A 21,881-nucleotide genomic window follows, 5' to 3' on the forward strand; every position below is an offset into this window, starting at 1 on the left:
CACGTTTGCCCCTTCTACTTGGCGCCGAAGCCCTCAGCGTTCGCCTTGTCGCCGGCCTTGTAAGCGTCGATCGTCGCGCCAAGACGGTCCTTGATGTCCTGGGAAGCCTTCTCGATCTGTTTGATGCCGTCGCTCCACTCTTCTTGGAAGGTGTCGCAAGCTGCATCAAGCCCCTCAGAGCCAAGAGCCTTAGGCCCAACCTTCTTCAACCGCTCTCTCGCATGTTGCATTCGGTCGGGAGCGTCACTCAGCTTGCGGAGTGCGCCTTCGGCACGTTCAACGTCGATCTGGAAGCCAGAGCTCATCGTTTGGTCCCCTGCTCATGACCTGGTCAGGTGGTCTGAGGTTTTCGGTATGGACTGCGAAACCGTAGTAACGGCTCACAAAGTTCCGCTTTGCAGCTGAGGTCATACCGGGACAGCACCTTGGTCCAGCAGCGCCGCTTTATTGACCTTGATGCGGAGGCTGCGGGGCGTAAGGGTTGGGATGCTGGGCCTGTCCCGGTGCCGCGGTGGGGTGCGGCGTCCATGCATGTGACTGCTGGGGCGGGTAGCCCATGCTCGGGGCAGGGGTTCCACCGCTGGGTCCGCCGGGACCGGGGCCGCCGTTGCCACGGTTTCCGCGGCTGCGCACTACGGCGAAAATGATGCCGCCGATGACTACGACGGCTGCGATGCCGCCGATGACGAGGAGCTGGCTGCTCGAAGACGACTTCTTCTTGGCCTTGGTTGAACTGTCATCGTTGCCTGCCGAAGCGCTGCCTGCCTTCGAAGAGGCCTGCGGCAACTTCCCCAGGGGACCTTCCTTCGGCCCCTTGGGGATGTCCATTGTGACTGCCTTGTTGGGGCGGATGATCCCGTAGCCGTAACCTTCGTCGGGCGCCTTCAGACCCTTGTGGCCGAGGAAAGAGGCCGACTTGATGAGGCGGTTAATTACCTGGCCAGCGGTGAGGTCGGGGTATTTTGCGCGGACCAGGGCGGCGGTGGCAGAAACGTAGGCTGTGGCATCCGAGGTACCGTCGGACAAACTGTATCCTTGCGCTCGATTCTTGTTCGCAGTGAGAATTTCCACACCGGGAGCCACAAGCGTAACCTGCTTTCCGGTATTAGACTTTTCCCACAGGTTAGCATTTTTATCTACGGCACCGACAGCTACAACGCCAGGCAACGCCGCTGGATAGCCGACATCTCCGCCAATGTTTCCTACACCCGCAACAACAACTACGTCATGGGCTTGCGCGTACGCAATTGCCTCACGGCCGGTAATCCCAGTCTTGCTGCCCTCATCCGCAAAGGACAGGTTGATGACACTAGCCCCCTGGTCCACTGCATAACGAACCGCTGCGGCCCAAGTTTCTTCCGGGAAATTGTCTTCTTTCTCCTGAAGGACACGCAGCGGAAGAATCTTCGCCTTTGGAGCGAACCCGATCATTCCGGAGGCACCTCCGGGGCCATGGCCATGCGCCGCGATGATGCTCGCCATTCCGGTCCCATGCCCTTGCTTGTCCTCCTGAGCACTCCCACCACCGGTGAAGTCTTTGCCCTCAAGGACCTGACCAGTTAGGTCAGGATGACTGGCGTCCACTCCAGTATCGACGACAGCAACAGTCACACCTTCGCCCTGAGACTCAGCCCAGGTCTCTTTCATTGAGAAGACGTCCAGAACCCACTGCTGGTCCCTGACGTAATCAGCCGAGGCAGTCGGGGCTGAAGTGAGGAGCAAGGCTCCTGTCAGCGCCACGACTCCCGCCGTGGACCAGACTCGTTTGGCACCCAATTCCTTGCTCCTCACTTAACTACGACTGATTACGTCAGTCTTCATACACGCGAGCCGCACGGACATTCCGTGCGGCTCGTTCGTGTGTGCCTACTCGATGTTGCGCGGCACGTTCCGGTTGCGGTCCTCTTCCGAGATCCAGGTCTCTTCGTCCTCGACCAGGTAGTCGGGACGCTCGCCCCGCTCATTCTCGTCTCCGGAGCGACGGCCGTTGCGACCGCCCATGCCTCCAGCCATGCCGCCCATCATGCCGCCGCGCTGCGTTCCACCACGGCTACCGTGCAGGCCGCCACCGCCTCCGGCTCCCTTGCCAGTGATTCCCTGAGCCGCGCCGACCACTCCGCCGCGAGCCTTAGCGAGGGCTCCACGGCCACCAGCACCGACGCCACCACGACCTGCGGCGCCTGCGCCAGCGCCGCCACCCATGCCGCCCATGCCAGGTCGGGCACCGGTACTGCGGCCTGCTGCTGCTCCAGTACCGCGGCCTGCTGCCGCGCCGGCACCACCAGGACCCCCAAGTCGACCGCCACGGCTGCCAGCGGTGCTGATTCCACCACGGGCACCGCCCGCACCGAGATTTCCAGCGCCACCGGGAACCATCACGCCAGAGCCCGTGCCTCCACCGACACCGCTGCCCCCGCCACCGCCGATCCCGCCGGAACCCGAACTAATGCCCGGTCCTGTCAAACCGGGCTTGATGCTGTCCACGTTCGTGCCGATCGAGGGGGGCGACAACGGAGCGCCTCCCGTGATGCCCTTGGGGCGGGGGACCTGTGGAGCCGTACCAATGTTCTTTGTCGGTCCAGCGCTCCACGGCTTATTACGTGAGGCCGAGACTCCTGGCCGAGATGCACTGCCGTCGCCCACGGCGACAGGCGGCGGGTACTCCACCTCTCGGTTGGGCTCCTTAATGTTGCCCTCACGGTCTTGGATGGGCTTGTTGTTTTTCAGGTTCCGCTCGACCCGCATGTACTGAGCGCCGAGATTCTCCATGACGGCAACACCATTGAGGTGCGCTTCTCGGCTTGCGCCGATCTTGCCCTCGTTGATTTCCGCCACTTCCTTGGCGGTCAGCTTGCGGTCGCCGAGATCCTCAGCCGTTGATTCGCCGTTGTCCCAGGACCAGTCACTGAGAGCGTCACCGACCTTTGCCCAGCCACTGGGTTCCTCAATGGCGTCCAGTTGCGTCTTGTAGGTACGCAACTGCCCTGCGGCATCAGCCATCTGGGAGCTATTGAGATCGGCGTGCCACGCCGCATTCCTCACGCTCTGCGCGATGCCGCGGGCCTTCTTCTCAAAGGCCCTGGCAGCTTCTCCGCCCCAGTGCTCCAGCACATTGTCGACCGCCTTGTCGAGCAGGCCGGCAATTCCCCCTCCCTCACCTCCGGCGAGGATCTCGCTGACCGTGCCCCAGTGGCGGCCGGTCTCCTCAATCGCGCCCGGGTTGGTGCCTTCAAGCATCTGCTTGAGCTCTTTGAGCGGGTAATTGATGAACTCAGTCTTGGTTTGAGGCCGCCCTGCGATGCAGGTCTCACCCTCAAGTGCTGGCTTGGGCAGCTCTTTGTCGCCGGCCATTTCGAACCCTTCCCCTCAGTAGGTGATTCTCGATCGGACCGCTAGTCCCACTTGCCGCTCGAGCCCCCGGAGTCACCACCCATTTGACTCTTGTTCGCATACTCTTGCTCGGTGTACTTGTCCTTGACCTTGGAGGTGCTCTTGCCGAACTGGTCGATCAGTCCGTGCAGCCCCTTGATCGCAGCCTCGAGGTCACCCTTCGTCTCTTTATGAGCATTGAAGAGATCGCTCGCCTCCAGGAAGACGCCTGGCTTCCCGAACGCGGTCATCGGGATGTCCGTCCGGTACCGCGACGTCTCCCCCGCCTTGTCCATGTCGTCCAGCAGCGTCCAGAGCTTCTTGATCACTTCATCGAGTGCACTCAGATCCACCCGCATTCCGTCGCTCATACCCCGTGTCCTCTCCCCTGTTTTCCAAAGTTTTCAGCGCCAACACCCGTTTGCACAACGTAAATACGTCGTCGCACTACCCCGACTGCCTGGCCCGCTTGTTCCGCCAGTCCCGTACCGCTACGCCGCTGCCGCTCGCCACGAGCACCAGCAACAGGCCCGTTCCCACGACGTACATGGCGACCCGGCGCTCCTGCTCCGCCTCCGTCTCGCCCATCGTCACTGCCATGGGGATGACCTCGCCCGCGCCCGCCTTGACCGGTGGGTCCGGTTGCGGGCGGGTGCCCGGGGTGGAGTCTTCCGAGAGGGCGGCTACCGGGTCCACTACGCCCCAGCCCAGGTAGCGGTTCGGGCCGCGGCCCGGGCGTTGTGCTGTTTCCTGGATGCGGGCGGCGAGTTGGGCCGCGGACCACCTCGGGTGCTTTTCCTTCAGCAGTGCCGCCACGCCCGCGACGTACGGGGCCGCGAAGCTCGTGCCGTCCGCCGTGCACTGGCCGCCCTTCGGGACGGTCGAGACCATGCTGACGCCGGGGGCCGCGATGTCCACGAAGTCGCCCGCCTGCGAGAAGAAGGCGCGTTCGTCGTTGCGGTCCGAGGCCGCCACCGCCAGGACGCCCGGGTACGACGCCGGGTACGTGTTGGCGGACTTGCCGTCGGCGCCGTCGTTGCCGGAGGCCGCGACGATCAGGGCGTCGGCCTCCACGGCCGCCGCCACGGCGTTCCGCAGCTCCGTGTTGTCCCGCTTGTTCGCGGTGTCCGAGGAGATGTTGATGATCTCCGCGCCCTTGGCGACCGCGTCGCGGATCGCGGCGGACATCGTCCTCGAATTGCCCTGTTTCTCCTCCGCACCGGTGTAGCGCAGCGACAGGATCTTGGCTTCCGGTGCGATGCCCGCGAAACCGGTGCCCGGGATCTCTCGGGCCGCGATGATGCCCGCGACCCGGGTGCCGTGGCCCTCGATGTCCTCGGCGCCGTCGCCCGACTTGCCGACGTAGTCCTTGCCGCCGGCCGCCATCGCACCGCGCAGCTGGGGGTTCTTGTCGTCGACGCCGGTGTCGATCACGGCGACCGTCACGCCCTTGCCCGTCGCCTGCTCGCGCAACTGGTCCAGGAGTACGCGCTGGAGCGACCACGGCGTGGACTTGATGATGTCGCCGCCGAAGACGCACTCGGAGCTGGAGGACAGCCCGAATGTCGGGTTGTCGGCGTCTGCGAGGCGGGTGGGGGCCGGGCCGGTGGCGAGTGCCGGCGGGGCGGAGACCAGACAGGCCCCGGTGACCGCCAGTACGCCAAAGACCCGCTGCAGTGCGCGGGTTCCACTCGTGCGCGTACGCGGACGGGGTGTCAGGACCCCCATGATCAGGCTCCCCAGGCTTTTTGCTTCCACCGGAGCTGTAGTCGCGGCCGCGGCTGCGGTTCTGGCGGAAGTTTTCGTTGTGTTGACAGTGGTGCTTCCGGAGCCTTCTTCAGCGGCACCGGAAAGTGGGTCGGCCCAGCGGACACCATGGCGGCATCGGCCGGGCCGGCCCATCTCGTCTCACCTCGAGCGTGGATCAGCTCCAGGTGTTGGCGTTGCTCTTCTCCGTGGCCTGGTAGTTCTCGGCCGAGCTCTGCAGCGCCGCGGAGATCTTCATCAGGGTCGAGTGAAGGGCCGCAGCGGTCTGGTCCCACTCGCGCTGCTTGCGCTGGTAACCCTCCTGCGCCTCACCTTCCCAGGTGGTGGCGACGCGCTTGACCGCAGCCTCTACGTCGTCGAGCTGCTGCTTGATGCGGTTCGCGGTGTTGCGCACGTCCGTGGACGCGTTGGTGATGGTGGCGTAATTGACGAGAATCGACATCGTCGCTCCCTTTCAGGAAGAAGTTTCAGGAAGTCGGAGAGAGTTGATCAGCCGAAGTCGGACATGATCTTGCTCACTTCGGCGTTCTGCTGCTCTTCCGAAGCGGTGTAGTTGCTCCGCGTGGAGTCCACGGCTTCCTTGATGCCCTCGAGGATGGCGCTCATGTTCTTGGCCTCCTCGTTCCACCGGTTCTGGAGCTCGTGGTAGGACTTGGCCGCCTGGCCCTGCCAGCCACCCGCAACCTGGTCGATTACTCCGCCAAGACGGCGGATCTCGCCCTGGATCTGACCATTCACCGTGGTGATCTGGCTCGAGAGCCTGGTCAGCTCATCTTCTGTTACCCGAAACTGCCCGGCCATGGTGAACCTTCCCCCATGTCGTTGATGGTCCGGGAAGCCTGTACCACTCCCCGGATAAGCGTCATATCAGTGAGCGCTGCAAGCACTCTATCGTCCGTCTGTCGCACATCCATATGCGGCGACCATCAGTTACAGACTTCACACATGCGTGCGGCAACTCTGTGATCAGGACGACCAAGTCGGGCCGCAGGCCTGCTCGTTGGCCTCACTGGCTCTGCGGCTGCGCGGCGCTGCCGGTGTCCAGCGTGGGGCCCTTCGGAATGAACTTCGCCCACGCCTGCGGGACGACCGCGGGGTTGGACACCTTCTCGTATCCCAGGCGTGTTCGCGCCTTGTCCGTCTCGCTCGCTTCGCCCTGCGCCGACGAGGACGAGGAGGCCTCGCCGCTCTTGTCCGCCGCGCTGTCGTTGTTCGCCGGCAGCGAGTAGCGCAGGCCCGTGTCGGTCAGCAGGTACGTCGCGCCGCCGCCCTGCACCGAGCCCGTGACCTCCTGGAAGAGCAGTCCCGAACCGGAGGAGACGTAGGCGTTCAGCGAATCGGCGATGACCTTCTTGGGGTACGTCGTCCCGGCCCAGGCCGCGAGCTTCGGCTTCTTGTCCGCGCCGACGGTGCCGCTGTAGACGCTGCAGGAGGTGGTGTTGGCCACGCCGGTCGCCGTCGTCGCGGAAACGGAGTTGGCCTGCTGCGGGACGGTCTGCGGCCAGCCCCTGCCCGCGTAGAAGTTGTCCGCCGGGCCGCCGTTGGCGTCGATGATGTCGGGGGTGTCGGCCTTGATGTCGGCGATCTCGTCGGTTCCGTACGCCTGCTTCGCGGACGGTGAGCGCTTGAGCAGGTCGGCGACGAACGGCGTGATCGCGGCGACCCGGTCCTTCAGCACGACGTAGTACTGATCGCCCTGGGCGTCCTGCGCCTTGAGCACCCGGCCCACCGTCCCCGCCTCGGCGGAAAGCCCTTCGACCGCGGTCGGCGTTCCGAGGGACGGCACCGTCGGGAACGTGATGACGCCGCCCGGGTTGAGGGTCTGCAGCCACTCCGTGCTCACCGGCTGCGGTTCGGCCGTCGTACCGATGACGGCGGCGCGCAGCTGCTCCATCGTGGTGTCGTCGAGGCGCGGTGTGCCGCCCAGCTGGAAGGCGTTGCCCTGGCTGTCGACCAGGTACTCGACCTTGGTCCTGGCGTCGACGACGTACAGCGCCTCGCGCGCGTCGACCTTCCCCGTGTTCTTGACCGACTTCGCGTCGTCGCCGTCGAGGACGAAGACGGCGCGGTCGATGGAGGTGTTCGAGCCGGGGGCGGGGCGCTCGCAGACCGCCCAGGTCTTCGCCTTCTCGGCGTCGTCCTTGGTGGGCAGCCGGTCGGGGGCGTACGGGATGCCGAGCGTCGCGCCGTGCGGGATACCGCTCTTGTCGATGTCCTTGCCGGGCACCTCGATGACGCTGCCCTTGCCCTTGTCGAGAAGGAGCTTGGCGGAGGCGTAGTTGAGGACGGGGTGCAGCGTCGGCACTTCCTTGCCGTTCGGCCCCTTGTCCTTGATCACGACGTAACGCGTCGTGGAGTCGCTGTCGACGATGATGTGTTCGCCGGCGGTGTCCCAGCCTTTGGGTGCCGAGGGCTTGAGCACTCCCCAGGCGATGAAGCCCACCACCAGCACCACGCCCACCGCCAGGCTGGGCATCACGGTACGGACCGGACGCGGTGCGCCTTCGTCCGATCCCCCGGGCGATGGTGCCAGGAACGCTGCGACGGTGCGCTTGCGAGCGAACGTATAGGCGGCGAGCTCATCCCGACGCGTTGCCATGGTCCTGGCTCTCCCGTGTGGTCGTGCGTGAAGAAGGATCGTGCGTAAGGCTGCTTCAGCTGGGCAGGGGAACCACTATGCACTGCGCCCCGCGACCGTGATCCACCAGGTGCGGGGTCCCCGCCGCATCTTCACAGCCCCGTGTCGTGTTCGTAGCCCGGCACCTGTGTCGCCCCGTGTTCATCAGCGGGTACCGTGACCACTCGCACAACTGACGTGGGCAATTGTGGCCCCTGGCCCCGTCGCTGAGATCTCCACCGGCGATCTCCACCGACGAGGGCCACCACTTCGCGAAAGGGATCTCCCGGGGGATGACCAGCGCTACGAGCACTCGGCGCGGACGCCGCGCACAGCAGCAACCGGGCCGTGGCCGCAGAGCCGCGCCGTCCCCGGCTCCCTCCACCGCCTCCACCACCGCGGCGCCGCGTACGCTGCCCCACCCCGGCGGCATGGGTCCGCTGCGGCTGCAGCAGCTCATCCTGGTGGAGCTCGCGGCGGCCGTCATGCTGGTCGCCTGGGTCACGTCCGAGCGCTGGCTGCTCGCCCCGGCCGGCGCCGTGGCCGCGCTGCTGCTGCTTCTGGCGATCGTGCGCCGGCACCACCGGCCGCTGCCCGAGTGGTACGAGACGACACGCGCCCTCAAACGCCGCCGGCGCGAGGCCAAACTGCCCGTGCCGCCCGGTACGGATCCGCTGCTGGCCCCCACCGTGGAGTGCGACTCCGCCCTGCGGACGTACACCTTCGTCTCCCGTGACGACCGCTCGATCGGCATGATCGGCGACGGTTCGTTCCTGACCGCGGTGCTCTTCGTGCAGCCGGGCGACGAGCCGCTGCGCCCCGGTTTCGCCGGGCGGCAACTGCCGCTCCAGCTGATCCAGGACGCCCTGGAGGTCGACGGCATCCGGCTCGCCTCCGCGCAGGTGGTCCAGCACACCCAGCCGGCGCCCGCGCCGCACCTGCCCCCGCAGTCCATCGCCGCACGGTCGTACGGGCCCCTCCAGGCCCATGCCGGGTCCCCCGCGCTCCGGCTCACCTGGGTCGCCCTCAAGCTCGACCCCGAACTGTGCCCCGAGGCGGTGGAGGCGCGCGGAGACGGCGTTGCCGGTGCCCAGCGCACGCTGCTGCGGGTGGCGGACCAGCTGGCGAGCCGGCTGGCCGGGGCGGGCTTCGAGGCGACCATCCTCGACGAGAACGAACTCGTGCAGGCGCTCGCGACCTCCAGCTGCCTCAACCCGCGGGCCAACGCGCAGCACGGCCAGGACGGCCGGCCCGCTCAGCGGCGTACGGTCGAGTCGGTGCGGAGCTGGCGGGTCGACGACCGGTGGCACTCGACGTACTGGATCTCCCGCTGGCCGCAGTTGGGGGACGGCGGTGTCGCGCTGCCGCAGCTGATCACGCAGTTCACCTCGCTGCCCGTGCTCGCGACGACGTTCAGCATGACGCTGAGCAAGGCCGGCAACCGGGGCGTCTCCGTCACCGGCCATGTGCGCATCACCGGCCGCGGCGAGAACGAACTGGGCCAGGTCCGGCGGGATCTGGAGCGTGCCGCGAGCGCGTCCAAGGTCGGCCTGGTGCGCCTGGACCGGGAACAGGTCCCCGGAGCTCTCGCCACCCTGCCTCTCGGAGGTACCTCCTGATGTCCTACCCCACACCGACCATGAACCCGGGGCAGCGGGGCCAGGAACCCGCCCGCACCCCCGCGCACGTGGCCTCGCCCACCGACACGGGTCTGATCCCGATCGTCCGTCCGGACGCGCCCCAGCAGCAACGGCGCATCTTCAGCCCGGGATTCGGGCTGCGCGGACCGCGCCGCAACCGTCATGTCGTCACCGCCGAGGAGATCGCGGCGATCAGCGTGCCGATCGGCGACGACGGCGTGATCATCGGCACCGACCCGGAGTCCCAGCCGGCGGTGCTCGGCCTGGCCCGCCCCAACCCCTTCGACGTCGTCGTGGTGGGCGGCCTGTGGCTGGCCCAGGTGCTGGCGCTGCGCGCCGCCGCGACGGGCGCGCGCGTGGGCGTCGAAACCGGCCGCCCGCAGGCCTGGCAGCAGCTGGCCCAGGCGGCGGGCGGCGGTCAGCAGTGCATGACGGTCTACCCGGTGGGACGGGTTCCCGCACAGGGGCCGTCGGTCTCCAGCCCGGTGGTGCTGATCCGCGACTGCGGCGTACGTCCGCCGCGTGGGCGGGTGACGTCCCTGCCGTGGCAGGCCGTGGTGACCGTGCTGCCCTTCGTCGGCGAGCACGCGCCGCGCTGGCTGATGCAGGCGCAGCTGGTCGGGATCCAGCGCATCTCGCCCCAGGAGACCGAGGTCGTACGGGAGACCCTGGGCGTCCCGGCCGAGCATCTGGAGATGCTGCCGACCCTCTCCGACAACGTCACCCTGTGGTGCACGCGCAAGCACCGCAAGTACGTCATGACCGAGCCCACGGACGCGGAGACGGGTCTGCTCGGCATGGCCCGCCGCCTGGACTGAGTGCCGCCGCCTGGGCGTCGGCCGGGCGCGGTCGCCGGAGGAGCAGCGGAGCCGGTCCGCACGCAAGGGCGCTTTTCCGTACCGTGGGGCGAAAGATTAGTGTTCTGGTGATGCGGTGAACGTCGCAGCGGCGTAGGACGCGCCACCCCATCCGCCCGACCGCGACGACGCATTCAGCAGCAGTGGCTGACCAGGAGGCAAAGCAGTGAACAGGGATCGGTCCGAGTACGACGGCGGCGGCCAGTCCTCGGACGGGGACGACCGCGAGCTGGATCTCACCGGCGAGTTCGAAATCGTCTACGAGCCTCCTGCCTGGTACGACCAGAGCGCGCGGGGTGGCTCCGCGCAGGGCGGGCAGGGGGGCGCCGGACAGGTGTCTCCGCCGCCGCCGACCGGGCCGCCGCTGGGGCCGACGGGTGGTCCCGCGCAGCAGGGGCTGCCCGCGCCCCAGGCCCCCGCGCCGGCACCGCCGTACACGCAGGGTGGCTACGGGTTTCCGCAGCAGCCGGGGCCGGGCGCGCCCCAGCAGGCGGCGCCTCAGCAGCCCGCTGGATACGGATACCCGCAGCAGCCCGCACCCGGTGGGTACGGGTATCCGCAGCAGCCCGCACCGGCCGCGCCGCAGCAGGCCGCGCCCGGCGTGCCCCAGCCGGGCCAGGACCCCTCGGGCGGCTACGGGTATCCGCAGCAGCCGGCGCAGGCCCGGCCGGCCGGGGCCGGCGCGCCCCCGCCCGCGGCGCCCGCGCCCGGTTTCCCCGTACTGCGTCCGGTCGCCGAGGACGCGCAGGTGAACCCGTCACAGGCCGCCCCGGCGGCGAACGTCCCCGAGCAGCCCGCTCCCGAGCAGCCCGCCCCCGAGCAGCCCGCCCCCGCCCAGCAGATCCCCGAGCCGGACTACGCCGCTGCCGACGCGGAGGCGGCAGCGCTGTTCGGCGGCGCCGACGACGCCGAGGAGCCGGCGGAGGAGCACGGCGGCGAGGCGGAGCCGGACGGCTCCGAGGCCGCGTCCGGTGCCGAAGGAGGCGCCGGCACCGACTCGGCACCGGACCTTCAGCCCGGTCCGGAGACGGACACGGACACGGAGAGCGAAGCCGTGCCCGGTGCCGACGAGCAGACCGGGTCCGCGGCAGCAGCGCCCGCCGCGGCCGAACCCCAGCCGGTGGCACAGGCCCAGCCGCAGAGCGAGCCCGCTCCGCAGGCCGCCGCGCCTCACGCCGGTACGGCTCCGCAGGACCCCCAGGGCCTCCCACCGCTGCCGCAGGGGTACCAGCCCGCACAGCCCGTTCAGGGCGCACCGCAGCAGCCGGTCCAGCCCGACCAGCAGGCCGCGGCCGCGCAGGCCGCCGGGTACGGCTACCCCCAGCCGTTCGCCCAGCCGCAGCCGCAGCCCCAGCACCAGCCCTTCCCGCAGGGCACCTTCGGCGCGGCCCAGCCGTTGCCTCCGGTGCAGCAGCAGCCCGCCCCCCAGCAGCACCCGGGGTACCCGGCGCAGAGCGGGCAGGCCGGGCAGGCCGGGCAGGCCGCTCCCGGTTACCCGCAGCCCCAGCAGCAGACGCCGCAGGCCGCGCAGCCTCAGCCGGCCCAGCCGCAGCCCGCACACCCGCAGCAGCCGCAGGCCGGTTACAACTACCCGCCCCAGCAGGCCGGTTACGGTTACCCGCAGGCCGCGCAGCCCGCGCCCCCGCAGCAGGCCGTACAGCCGCAGCCGCAGCCGCAGATGCCGCAGGCCCAGCAGCCTGCGTACCAGCAGACGCCGCCGCAGCAGCACCCCACGGCCCCGCCCGCCTACGGCTCCCAGGGCTGGACCGCCCCGGCGGGTCCTCAGGCCGGTACCCCCCAGCAGCAGGCGGCGCCCGGCACCCCGCTCGGTTACAACGCCGCCGTCGAGCTCTCCTCCGACCGGCTGCTGCGCAACCAGCCCAAGGCCCGTAAGAACAACTCCGGTCCGTCCCGCTTCAAGCTCGGCGCCAAGAAGGAAGAGGAAGAGCGGCAGCGCAAGCTGGCGCTGATCCGCACGCCGGTGATGTCCTGTTACCGGATCGCGGTGATCAGCCTCAAGGGCGGTGTCGGCAAGACCACGACGACCATCTCGCTCGGCGCCACGCTGGCCTCCGAGCGCCAGGACAAGATCCTGGCGATCGACGCCAACCCCGACGCCGGCACCCTCGGCCGACGGGTGCGGCGCGAGACCGGTGCCACCATCCGCGACCTGGTGCAGGCGATCCCGCAGCTCAACAGCTACATGGACATCCGCCGCTTCACCTCGCAGGCGCCGTCGGGGCTCGAAATCATCGCCAACGACGTGGACCCGGCGGTCTCCACGACCTTCAACGACCAGGACTACCGCAGTGCGCTCGAAGTCCTGGGCCGGCAGTACCCGATCATCCTCACCGACTCGGGCACCGGTCTGCTCTACAGCGCGATGCGCGGCGTCCTCGACCTCGCCGACCAGCTGATCATCATCTCCACCCCGTCCGTGGACGGTGCGAGCAGCGCCTCGACGACGCTCGACTGGCTCTCCGCGAACGGGTTCGCCGACCTCGTCCAGCGGTCCCTCACCGTGATCTCCGGGGTCCGCGAGACGGGCAAGATGATCAAGGTGGACGACATCGTCGCGCACTTCGAGACCCGCTGCCGCGGTGTCGTCGTCGTGCCCTTCGACGAACACCTCGCGGCCGGCGCCGAGGTCGACCTCAACATGATGCGGCCCAAGACCCGTGAGGCGTACTTCCACCTCTCGGCCCTCGTCGCCGAGGACATCGCCCGCACGCAGCAGGGCCAGGGCTTCGCCGCCCAGCAGCAGGTCCCCCAGCACCCGCAGGGGTACCCGCCTCAGCAGCAGCCGCCCGGCGCCGCCCCCCAGCCGGGGCAGGGCTGGCAGCAGATGCAGCAGCCCCCGCAGGGCCAGGGCTGGCAGCAGCAGCCTCCGGCCCAGCCGCAGCACCAGCAGCAGCCCGGTCCCGGCTGGACCCAGTAGTACGCGGGGTCCGTCCCCCGTGCGGGTGAGTTACTACAAGGTGCTTATGCGCAAGGCACGTCGGGTCGGCCTAAGATGCCCGAAACGACGTGCCGCCGTTGCCGAAAGGGAGTTTGACTGATGGGGAGCGCACAGGAGAAGGAAGAGCTGTACGCCCTCGACATCTCTGGCGTCGAGTGGCACAGCGCTCCCGGCACGAGTGAGGACGAGGAGCGCGTCGAGATCGCGTACCTGCCCGAGGGGGCCGTCGCGATGAGGTCGTCCGTGGACCCGGAGACCGTCCTGCGGTACACCGAAGCCGAGTGGCGGGCGTTCGTGCTCGGTGCGCGCGACGGTGAGTTCGACCTGACCTGAGCACCGCACAGCACTGCGCCCCGCCGGATCCCATCCGGCGGGGCGCAGTGCTGTGGCGTCGTGCGTTTCGTCAGCGGCGCCGCCGGCCGATGAGGAAGGCCATCCCCCAGGCCACCGCTCCGGCGGCCAGCAGGCCGAACAGAGAGACCAGCTCGGGGTCGTTCGGGTTGCCCCACCATGCCTTGGCCGGAGTGAAGGGGTCGTCCTCCATCATGTTCGAGAACCCGGGCATTCCACCCATGTCGATGAAGATGAGCGCCACGCCGTTGGTGTAGCCGAAGAAGGCGCCGAGCATGGCCACGACGGCCCCGCCGATGTGGGCGCCGACGCGGCCACGGGCCACGAGGCCGACCACGACACCGACGGCAGCCGCGTTGAGAAGGGCGTGGGCCACATAGAGGACGCGCGCCACGTCCTGCGACATGTCCTCGTACGAGGCATAGATGACCAGGCTGTAGAGCGAGGCCAGGGCGACCGAGAAGAGCAGCCCGAGGAAGAAGGCGGCGACCGGCTTCCCGCTGTTCGGCTGCTGCCCGTACGGCGCGTACGGCGCGGCCTGGTACGGGTACCCGGGCTGCACCGGGAACTGCCCGGGGGCGGGCGGCGGGCCGCCGAACCCCGGAGGCGGCCCCGGGGGCTGCTGGGGCATGAGGGGCTGATTGCTCGGGTTGTACTGGGGCTGCCAGGACTGGCTCAAGACGGGGTCCCCCGGGGAGGCAGAGAGGTGGATCCGCTCAAAGTACCAAACGGACCACGCGCGGCGTCACTTCGAGCGTCCGCGTCCCGGACGGCGGCCAGGCGCCCCTCCCCCGCCGGTCCGAGGGCTCCGCCAGCCCCTCAGCAGGAAGGCGACAAGGGTCTGGACCAATAAGGGGCCACACCGCCTCCGCCGTGCGGCCCCGCGTCGATCAGCCCGGTATTCCCGCAGTCCACGCGGGGTTTGGCGCATCGTTGACGCAGCCGGACAGCGCTGATAAACCTCGCTTCACCAGCTGGAGCTCACTGATCAACACGCGCTCCCCGTGCGAGTCATGACGCGAGGTCACGTCCCATGGACACAGAGATTCCGCGCAGTACCCGGCAACGCCCCCGCACCCGAACCCTTCTGGCCGCCGGAGCCACCGCCCTGGCCCTGGCCGCCGCAGCCGCGACCCCGCTCCATCCCGCGCCGCAGCAGGCGAAGGCGGCGCAGGCCGATGCCAAGCGGACGCTGACCGTCGCGGTCTCGCAGAGCATCGACTCCCTCAGCCCGTTCCTGGCTCAGCGCCTGGTCTCCACCAGCGTCCACCGGCTGATCTACGAGAACCTGACGAACTACGACGTCAAGGACAACCACGCGGTCCCGGGCCTCGCCACCAAGTGGGAGCCGTCGCCGGACAAGCTGACGTGGACGTACACCATCCGTGAGAACTCCAGCTGGTCCGACGGCGAACAGGCCACCGCCGAGGACGCCGCCTGGACGTTCAACACGATGATGAAGGACGAGGGCGCGGCCACCGCCAACGGCAGCTTCGTCGCCAACTTCAAGAAGGTCACCGCCCCCAGCCCCACCCAGCTGGTCATCGAGCTGAAGAAGCCGCAGGCCACCATGGCCGCGCTCGACGTGCCGATCCTCCCCAGGCACGAGTGGGAGAAGGTCGGCGACTTCTCGAAGTTCAACAACGACAAGAAGTTCCCCGTCGTCGGCAACGGCCCCTTCGTCCTCACCGACTACAAGGTGGACCAGTACGTCAAGCTCAAGCCGAACGAGAAGTTCTGGCGCGGCGCACCGAAGTTCGACGAGCTGGTCCTGAAGTACTACAAGGACGGTGACGCGGCCGTCGCCGCGCTCCAGAAGGGCGAGGTGTCCTTCGCGGCCAACCTCACCCCCGCCCAGGCCGCGTCCCTCTCCAAGGCCGAGAACATCAAGGTCAACGACGCCCCCGGCCGGCGCTTCTACGCGCTCGCCACCAACCCGGGCGCCAGGTCGAAGGACGGCAAGAAGTTCGGCAACGGCCACCCCGCGCTGCTCGACCGGAAGGTGCGCCAGGCCCTCTTCGCCGCCACCGACCGCAAGACGATCATCGACAAGGTCTTCCAGGGCCACGCCGTCGAGGGCGAGGGCTACATCCCGCCGCGCTTCCCGGCGTACCACTGGAAGCCGTCCGCCGACCAGAAGATCGCGTACGACCCGGCGAAGGCGGCCGCGCTCCTCGACGAGGCGGGCTACAAGAAGAACAGCGCGGGCAAGCGCGTCGGCAAGGACGGCAAGCCGCTCGACTTCCGCATCCTGTGCCACGCCACCGACCCGAACGACAAGGCCATCGGCAAGTACATGCAGGAGTGGTGGGGCGAGCTGGGCATCGGCCTCAAGGTCGAATGCCTCGACAACGTCTCCGACCCCTGGCTGGCCGGCGAGTACGACCTGGCCTTCGACGGCTGGTCCGTCAACCCCGATCCCGACTTCGTCCTCTCCATCCACACGTGCGCCGCGCTGCCGGCCACGCCCAAGGACACCGGCGCGACGGACAACTTCATCTGCGACAAGAAGTTCGACGAGCTCTACGCGCAGCAGACCGCGGAGTACGACGAGGCCAAGCGCGCCGAGATCGTCAAGCGGATGCAGTCGCGGCTGTACGACACCGGCTACATGAATGTCATGGCGTATCCGAACGCGGTCGAGGCGTACCGTACCGATCAGATCAAGTCGATCACGACGATGCCCGAGTCCGGCGGCAATCTCTGGGGCCAGGACGGCTACTGGAGCTGGTGGTCGGCCGTGCCCGCCGACGTCGACGACACGTCCGGGGAGGGCGGCTCCTCCACGGGTCTCGTCGTCGGCATCGGCGCGGCCGCCGTCCTCGCCGTGGGTCTCGGGATCTTCGTCGCCATGCGCCGCCGCTCCACCGCGGAAGACCGTGAGTAGTCCATGAGCACTGCAAGCACCGCCCCCCTCGCGGAGGGTACGGCCGACGGCCCGGCCTTGGTGAAGTCCGGGCCGTCCGGCCCCCGCGCCCGCTCCGCCCGCGCCTACCTGCTGTACGTCGCGGGGAAGCTGGGCGGTGCGGCCGTCTCGCTCTTCGCCGTCCTCGTCACCAGCTTCTTCCTCTTCCGGATCATCCCCGGCGACCCAGTGCGCACCATGACGCACGGCCGTCAGGTGTCCGCCGAGCAACTCGCCTCGCTCCGCCGCCAGTTCGGGCTGGACCTGCCGGTGTGGCAGCAGTTCACGGACTACTGCGCGAAGGCGCTGAGCGGCGACTTCGGCACCTCGTACCAGTTCCACGCGCCGGTCGGCGACCTGATCGCCGAGAAGGTGCCCGCGACCCTGCTGCTGACCGGCGTCGCCGTCGTCCTCTACTCCGCCCTCGGCCTGTGGCTCGGCACCCGCTCCGCGTGGCACCACGGCGGGCTGGGCGACAAGGTCAACACCGGGGTGGCCCTCACTCTGTGGTCCGTGCCGTCGTTCTGGCTCGGCCTGCTGCTGATCATCACCTTCTCGGTGGGCATCGGTCCGGTCCCCGGCATGTTCCCGACGGGCGGCATGGAGTCGGGCGACGCGTCCGGCTTCGCGTACGTCGCCGATGTCGCGCACCACATGGTGCTGCCCGTGATCACCCTGGTCGCGGTCGGGTACGCGCAGACGCTGCTGGTCATGCGGTCCTCGCTGCTCGACGAGATGGGCAGCGACTACCTGACGACGGCGCGCGCGAAGGGGCTGCGCGACGACCTGGTGCGGCGCCGCCACGCCGTGCCGAACGCCCTGCTGCCGACCGTCACCATGGTCTTCATCAACCTGGGCCATGTGGCGGCCGGTTCGATCCTCGTCGAGACGGTCTTCTCCTGGCCCGGGCTCGGCGGTCTCTTCTACCAGGCGCTGAGCGTGCCCGACCTGCCGCTGGTGCAGGGACTCTTCGTCGTCTTCGCCGGAGCGATGATCGTGATGAACCTCCTCGCCGACCTGCTGTATCCGCTGCTCGATCCCCGGGTGGGCCGATGACTTCCACGGCTGACGCGCAGAGCGCGTCGTCCCTCGCGTGGGCGCGACGCCGCGGCTCCGTGGCCCGGTTCTGGCGTTCGTACCGTACGCACCGGACGGGGCTCTTCGGACTCGGCGCCCTGGCCGTGATCGCGCTGGTCGCGCTCGCCGCGCCGCTGCTCGTCGGTGGCGACGTACAGAGCGTGACGAATGCCCCCGGGTCGGCGCTGGAGTCGCCGAGCGGTGAATTCCCGCTCGGAACCGACCAGTTCGGGCGCTCGCTGCTCGGGCTGCTGGTCTGGGGCGCCCGCATCTCGCTGACCGTCGGGCTGCTGGCGGCCGCGCTGTCCGTGGCCATCGGTACGCTCGTGGGCATCGTCGCCGGGCACTTCGGCGGCTGGTTCTCGACCGTGGTCATGCGGATCACCGACTGGTTCCTGGTGATGCCGACGCTGGTGCTGGCGATCGTGCTGGCGACGGTGATGTCGCGCAGCGTGTGGACGGTGATCCTGGCGATCGGCGTCACGAGCTGGCCGACGACGGCCCGCCTGGTGCGGGCGCAGACCCTCGCCGTCGAGTCGCGTCCGTACATCGAGCGGGCAACGGCGCTCGGCGGCGGCCACGGGCACATCATGACCCGCCACGTCCTGCCCAACGTCATGCCGCTCGTGCTCGCCCAGACCACGCTCGGCATCTCCAACGCCATCCTGACCGAGGCGACGCTCGCCTTCCTCGGCCTCGGCGACCCGGACGTCGTCTCGTGGGGCGGCATGCTCCAGGACGCGCGGGAGGCGGGCGCGGTGTCGTCCGGGCACTGGTGGTACCTGGCGCCGCCCGGCATCGCCATCGCACTCGTCGCGCTGGCGTTCACCCTGTGCGGGCGCACGGTCGAGTCCGTGCTCAACCCGAAGCTGGGGGTGTCCGCCCGATGAGCGTGCTGCTCGAAGTGAGGGACCTGCACGTCACGTACGGCGCCGGGACCCGCGCCGTACGCGGTGTGGACCTGACGCTGTCCGCCGGCCAGAAGCTCGGCATCGCGGGCGAGTCCGGCTGCGGCAAGTCGACGCTGGCGCTGGCACTGCTGCGGCTGCTGCCCGCGTCGGCCCGGCTCAGCGGTGAGATCCTGCTCGACGGCGAGGACGTCCTCACCATGAAGTGGGGCAGGCTGCGGGCCGTGCGGTGGGCGGGGGCCTCGATCGTCTTCCAGGGCGCCATGCATTCGCTGAACGCCGTGCACCGCGTCGGGGAGCAGATCGCCGAGCCGGTCATGCTGCACCTCAAGTCCACTCCGGCGGCCGCGCGCAGGCGGGCCGTCGAGCTCCTGGAGCAGGTGGGGCTGCCGGCCGCGCGCGCCGAGGCGTATCCGCACGAGCTGTCGGGCGGGCAGCGGCAGCGCGTGATGATCGCGATGGCGCTGGCCTGCGATCCGCGGCTGATCGTCGCGGACGAGCCGACGACGGCGCTGGACGTGATGGTCCAGGCGCAGATCCTGCGGCTGATCGAGCAGCTGGTCGCCGACCAGGACATCAGCCTGCTGATGATCAGCCACGACCTGTCGGTGCTGGCCGACACCTGCGACCGGCTCGCGGTGATGTACGCCGGGAGGGTCGTCGAGGAGGGCCCGGCGGACCAGGTCTTCACCGATGCGCGGCATCCGTACGGCCTGGCCCTGTCGGCGGCGTTCCCCCGCATCGGCGACCCGGCCTCCCGCCGGGCCCCGCGCGGCCTGCCGGGCGACCCGCCGGATCCGTCCGCGCTGCCCGCCGGCTGTACGTTCCACCCGCGCTGCCCGGTCGCGCTGGACCTGTGCGCCACGCAGGACCAGGCGCTGCGGGAGTCGGGGGCGGGGCGGCGGGCGGCGTGCGTGCGGGTGGGGGCGGTGCCGGCGCAGGTGGCGGTACCGGAACCGCCGCCGACGTGAGCGGGGCTGCCCCCGGGGCCGGCGCCGCCTGCCGCTGCGCGGGGCTTTCCCCTGCCCGCCCCTTCCCGAAACCGGGGTCCGGGGCGGAGCCCCGTGCAGCGGCACCGCGTCCCGCGCCCTCCGTCCCCACCCCGCCCCACCACCACCCCGGAGCCAGACATGAGCACCGAGCCCCTCCTCTCCGCCGCCGGACTGCACGTCGCCTTCCCCGGGCGGCGTGGCGCGGCGACCGCCCGCGCCGTCGACGGCGTCGACCTCGACATCCGCCCCGGCGAGATCGTCGCGCTCGTCGGCGAGTCCGGGTGCGGCAAGACCACACTCGCCCGCTCGCTGCTCGGTCTGGTCCCGCCCACCTCGGGCCACGTCACCTTCGGCGGCGAGCCCCTCGACTACGCCTCGCGCTCCCTGAAGGCGTACCGCAAGCGCGTCCAGCTGGTGCTCCAGGACCCCAGCGGCTCGCTCAACCCGCGGCACACGGTGTACGACGCCGTGGCGGAAGGCCTGCGCATCCACGGTTACGCGGGAGACGAGCGCGAAGCCGTCGCCGGGGCCCTCTCGCGCGCCGGGCTGCGGCCGCCCGAGCGGTTCTTCCTGCGCTACCCGCACGACCTCTCCGGCGGCCAGCGCCAGCGCGTCGTCATCGCGGGCGCGCTCGTCCTCGAACCCGAACTCATCGTCGCCGACGAGCCGGTGGCCTCCCTCGACGCGTCCGTACGGGGGGAGATCCTGGCCCTCCTGCTGTCGCTGCGCGACGACCTGGGGCTCTCCGCACTCGTCGTGACCCACGACCTCGGTCTCGCCTGGAACATCGCGGACCGGGTGGCGGTGATGTACCTGGGCCGGATCGTGGAGACGGGACCCGCCGAAAAGGTGCTGACGGACCCTCAGCACCCGTACACCCGGGCCCTGTTGTCCGTACTCCCGGAGTCCGGTGAGGAACCGGTCGTGCTCACCGGCGAGCCCCCGGACCCGTCCCGCGTCCCCGGCGGCTGCCGCTTCCACGTCCGCTGCCAGGTACTCGCCTCGGGCGAGGCCGAGCGCACGGGCGTCGCCGCCGACTGCCGTACGACGCTCCTGCCCGTCCTGACCGGCGGCGAGGAGGCCCAGGTCGCGTGCCACTGGGCGGCCGCCCGCGCCGGGGAGGCGGCGGAGGCGGAGGCCGCCGGTGCCTGAGGCCGCGAGGCCCCGGGGCTACTGGGCGGCGTACGCCTCGATGAGCTCGCGCGAGCGCTTCACGTCGGCCCCGATGGCTTCCAGCAGCGCCTCGATCGAGTCGAACTTCTCCTGGCCGCGTACGTACGCGAGGAAGTCGACGGCGACGTGCAGCCCGTACAGATCGAGGCCCACGCGGTCGATGGCGTACGCCTCCACCGTCCGCTCCGTGCCGTCGAACTGCGGGTTCGTGCCGACCGAGATCGCGGCGGGCATCTTCTCGCCCTCCGCGGTCAGCCAGCCCGCGTACACGCCGTCGGCGGGGATCGCGGTGTGCGGAAGCGTCTCGACGTTCGCCGTCGGGTAGCCGAGTTCACGGCCGCGCTGCGCCCCGCGCACCACGACGCCCTCGACGCGGTGCGGCCGGCCCAGGATCTCCGCGGCGCCTTCGACCTCGCCCTCGGCGACCAGCCGCCGGGTCAGCGTGGAGGAGAACGGCTCGCCGCCGCCCGCCCGGCCGGTCACGTACAGGTCGACGACCTCGACCTCGTAGTCGTACGTCCGGCCCAGCTCGGCCAGGAAGGTCACGTTCCCGGCCGCCCGGTGGCCGAAGCGGAAGTTGGGGCCCTCGATGACCGCACGCGCGTGCAACTTGTCGACCAGCACCTTCACGATGAAGTCGGCCGGCGAGAGCTTCGAGAACTCCTGGGTGAAGGGCAGGATCAGCACCGCGTCCACGCCCAGCTCCGCGATCAGCTCGGCCCGGCGGTGGTGCGGGGCGAGCAGCGGGGGGTGGCTGCCGGGGCGCACGACCTCGCTCGGGTGCGGATCGAAGGTGACGACGACCGAAGGCACGCCCAGCTCACGGGCGCGCTCCACCGCGCGGCCGATGATCAGCTGGTGTCCGCGGTGCACTCCGTCGTAGGAGCCGATGGTGACGACGCTGCGTCCCCAGTCCTGGGGGATGTCCTCCAAGCCACGCCAGCGCTGCACTGTGACCGCTCTCCTCGTCCGAACTCGAACCCGAACCTGTGTACGTGGGACTGCCGATTACGCAGGTCTAAGACTGCCATGCCCACAGCGTGCGGCTCGCATCGGCATAGGAGTCCCCGGGCTCCCCGCTGTCCGGCGGACATCGAACGCGCCCCCTTGCGCGCCCGTCAGTCACTCCGAGCGCCCGTCCAAGTGGGTGAATCGGCGGGGTGAAATGGACAGAGATCTTCCAAGGGGGATCGTGGAGCGGCCCGCCCCCGCACCGCCAAGCACCGAGGGGAACGCTGATGGCACCCACCACCCCGACACCCGCCG

At 69.6% G+C, this 21,881-nt stretch carries 19 protein-coding genes; 9 read left to right on the top strand and 10 right to left on the bottom strand.

The window, feature by feature from the left end; genetic code table 11:
* Positions 1–14 precede the first annotated feature (14 nt).
* From ACWD0Y_RS23020 to eccB, 8 genes are all read right to left on the bottom strand, one after another.
* Positions 15–305 (bottom strand): hypothetical protein, encoded by a 291-nt coding sequence (locus tag ACWD0Y_RS23020; protein ID WP_450262197.1) that lies wholly within the window; start codon positions 303–305, stop codon positions 15–17.
* 139 nt (positions 306–444) lie between these two features.
* Positions 445–1,740, bottom strand: a complete 1,296-nt coding sequence (gene mycP / locus ACWD0Y_RS23025) for a type VII secretion-associated serine protease mycosin (protein ID WP_450262198.1) — start codon at positions 1,738–1,740, stop codon at positions 445–447.
* Positions 1,741–1,866: 126 nt separating this feature from the next.
* Complete coding sequence (locus ACWD0Y_RS23030) at positions 1,867–3,351, bottom strand: hypothetical protein (RefSeq protein ID WP_450262199.1); 1,485 nt, start codon at positions 3,349–3,351, stop codon at positions 1,867–1,869.
* Positions 3,352–3,392: 41 nt separating this feature from the next.
* Positions 3,393–3,740 carry a hypothetical protein gene (locus ACWD0Y_RS23035; RefSeq protein ID WP_450262200.1) on the bottom strand — a complete coding sequence of 116 codons (348 nt, stop codon included), beginning with the start codon at positions 3,738–3,740 and terminating at the stop codon, positions 3,393–3,395.
* A gap of 76 nt (positions 3,741–3,816) precedes the next feature.
* Positions 3,817–5,097, bottom strand: coding sequence for a type VII secretion-associated serine protease mycosin (gene mycP, locus ACWD0Y_RS23040; protein WP_450262201.1), 1,281 nt, complete (start codon positions 5,095–5,097; stop codon positions 3,817–3,819).
* Positions 5,098–5,293: 196 nt separating this feature from the next.
* On the bottom strand, positions 5,294–5,578 hold the full coding sequence (locus ACWD0Y_RS23045) for a WXG100 family type VII secretion target (RefSeq protein WP_093798736.1): 285 nt from the start codon (positions 5,576–5,578) through the stop codon (positions 5,294–5,296).
* A gap of 47 nt (positions 5,579–5,625) precedes the next feature.
* The gene (locus ACWD0Y_RS23050; protein ID WP_093798737.1) at positions 5,626–5,937 is read right to left on the bottom strand and encodes a WXG100 family type VII secretion target; all 312 of its coding nucleotides are present in this window, start codon (positions 5,935–5,937) and stop codon (positions 5,626–5,628) included.
* Positions 5,938–6,142: 205 nt separating this feature from the next.
* A complete protein-coding gene (gene eccB, locus ACWD0Y_RS23055; protein ID WP_450262202.1) occupies positions 6,143–7,735 on the bottom strand; it encodes a type VII secretion protein EccB in 1,593 nt (530 codons plus the stop codon).
* Positions 7,736–8,046: 311 nt separating this feature from the next.
* On the opposite strand from eccB, the gene eccE reads away from it, so the two are divergent.
* From eccE to ACWD0Y_RS23075, 4 genes are all read left to right on the top strand, one after another.
* Positions 8,047–9,372 (top strand): type VII secretion protein EccE, encoded by a 1,326-nt coding sequence (gene eccE / locus ACWD0Y_RS23060; protein WP_450262203.1) that lies wholly within the window; start codon positions 8,047–8,049, stop codon positions 9,370–9,372.
* Positions 9,372–10,211: a hypothetical protein gene (locus ACWD0Y_RS23065; RefSeq protein ID WP_450262204.1), complete on the top strand. Its 840-nt coding sequence runs from the start codon at positions 9,372–9,374 to the stop codon at positions 10,209–10,211. The genes eccE and ACWD0Y_RS23065 overlap by 1 nt, the downstream gene beginning before the upstream one ends.
* 205 nt (positions 10,212–10,416) lie before the next feature.
* Complete coding sequence (locus ACWD0Y_RS23070; protein ID WP_450262205.1) at positions 10,417–13,188, top strand: SCO5717 family growth-regulating ATPase; 2,772 nt, start codon at positions 10,417–10,419, stop codon at positions 13,186–13,188.
* Positions 13,189–13,308: 120 nt separating this feature from the next.
* Entirely contained in the window at positions 13,309–13,542 is a 234-nt protein-coding gene (locus ACWD0Y_RS23075) for a DUF397 domain-containing protein (protein ID WP_093798743.1), read from the top strand.
* A gap of 70 nt (positions 13,543–13,612) precedes the next feature.
* Here the strand turns inward: ACWD0Y_RS23075 and ACWD0Y_RS23080 are convergent, their stop codons facing one another.
* Positions 13,613–14,239: a hypothetical protein gene (locus tag ACWD0Y_RS23080; RefSeq protein ID WP_450262206.1), complete on the bottom strand. Its 627-nt coding sequence runs from the start codon at positions 14,237–14,239 to the stop codon at positions 13,613–13,615.
* 354 nt (positions 14,240–14,593) lie between these two features.
* Here ACWD0Y_RS23080 and ACWD0Y_RS23085 point away from each other — a divergent pair, with 354 nt between their 5' ends.
* The 5 genes from ACWD0Y_RS23085 (at position 14,594) to ACWD0Y_RS23105 (ending at position 20,594) form a co-directional block, all read left to right on the top strand.
* Positions 14,594–16,447, top strand: coding sequence for an ABC transporter substrate-binding protein (locus tag ACWD0Y_RS23085; protein WP_450262207.1), 1,854 nt, complete (start codon positions 14,594–14,596; stop codon positions 16,445–16,447).
* Between the two features lie 3 nt (positions 16,448–16,450).
* Positions 16,451–17,521, top strand: a complete 1,071-nt coding sequence (locus ACWD0Y_RS23090) for an ABC transporter permease (protein WP_450262208.1) — start codon at positions 16,451–16,453, stop codon at positions 17,519–17,521.
* Positions 17,518–18,432, top strand: coding sequence for an ABC transporter permease (locus ACWD0Y_RS23095; RefSeq protein WP_450262209.1), 915 nt, complete (start codon positions 17,518–17,520; stop codon positions 18,430–18,432). The genes ACWD0Y_RS23090 and ACWD0Y_RS23095 overlap by 4 nt, the downstream gene beginning before the upstream one ends.
* Positions 18,429–19,421, top strand: coding sequence for an ABC transporter ATP-binding protein (locus tag ACWD0Y_RS23100; RefSeq protein ID WP_450262210.1), 993 nt, complete (start codon positions 18,429–18,431; stop codon positions 19,419–19,421). Before ACWD0Y_RS23095 ends, ACWD0Y_RS23100 begins: the two co-directional genes overlap by 4 nt.
* Positions 19,422–19,580: 159 nt before the next feature.
* Complete coding sequence (locus tag ACWD0Y_RS23105; protein WP_450262211.1) at positions 19,581–20,594, top strand: ABC transporter ATP-binding protein; 1,014 nt, start codon at positions 19,581–19,583, stop codon at positions 20,592–20,594.
* An 18-nt stretch (positions 20,595–20,612) separates the two neighbouring features.
* On the opposite strand, the gene ACWD0Y_RS23110 is transcribed toward ACWD0Y_RS23105, so the two are convergent.
* Positions 20,613–21,566, bottom strand: a complete 954-nt coding sequence (locus ACWD0Y_RS23110; RefSeq protein WP_450262212.1) for a bifunctional riboflavin kinase/FAD synthetase — start codon at positions 21,564–21,566, stop codon at positions 20,613–20,615.
* Positions 21,567–21,881: the final 315 nt, after the last annotated feature.

The organism is Streptomyces altiplanensis (assembly GCF_053591575.1).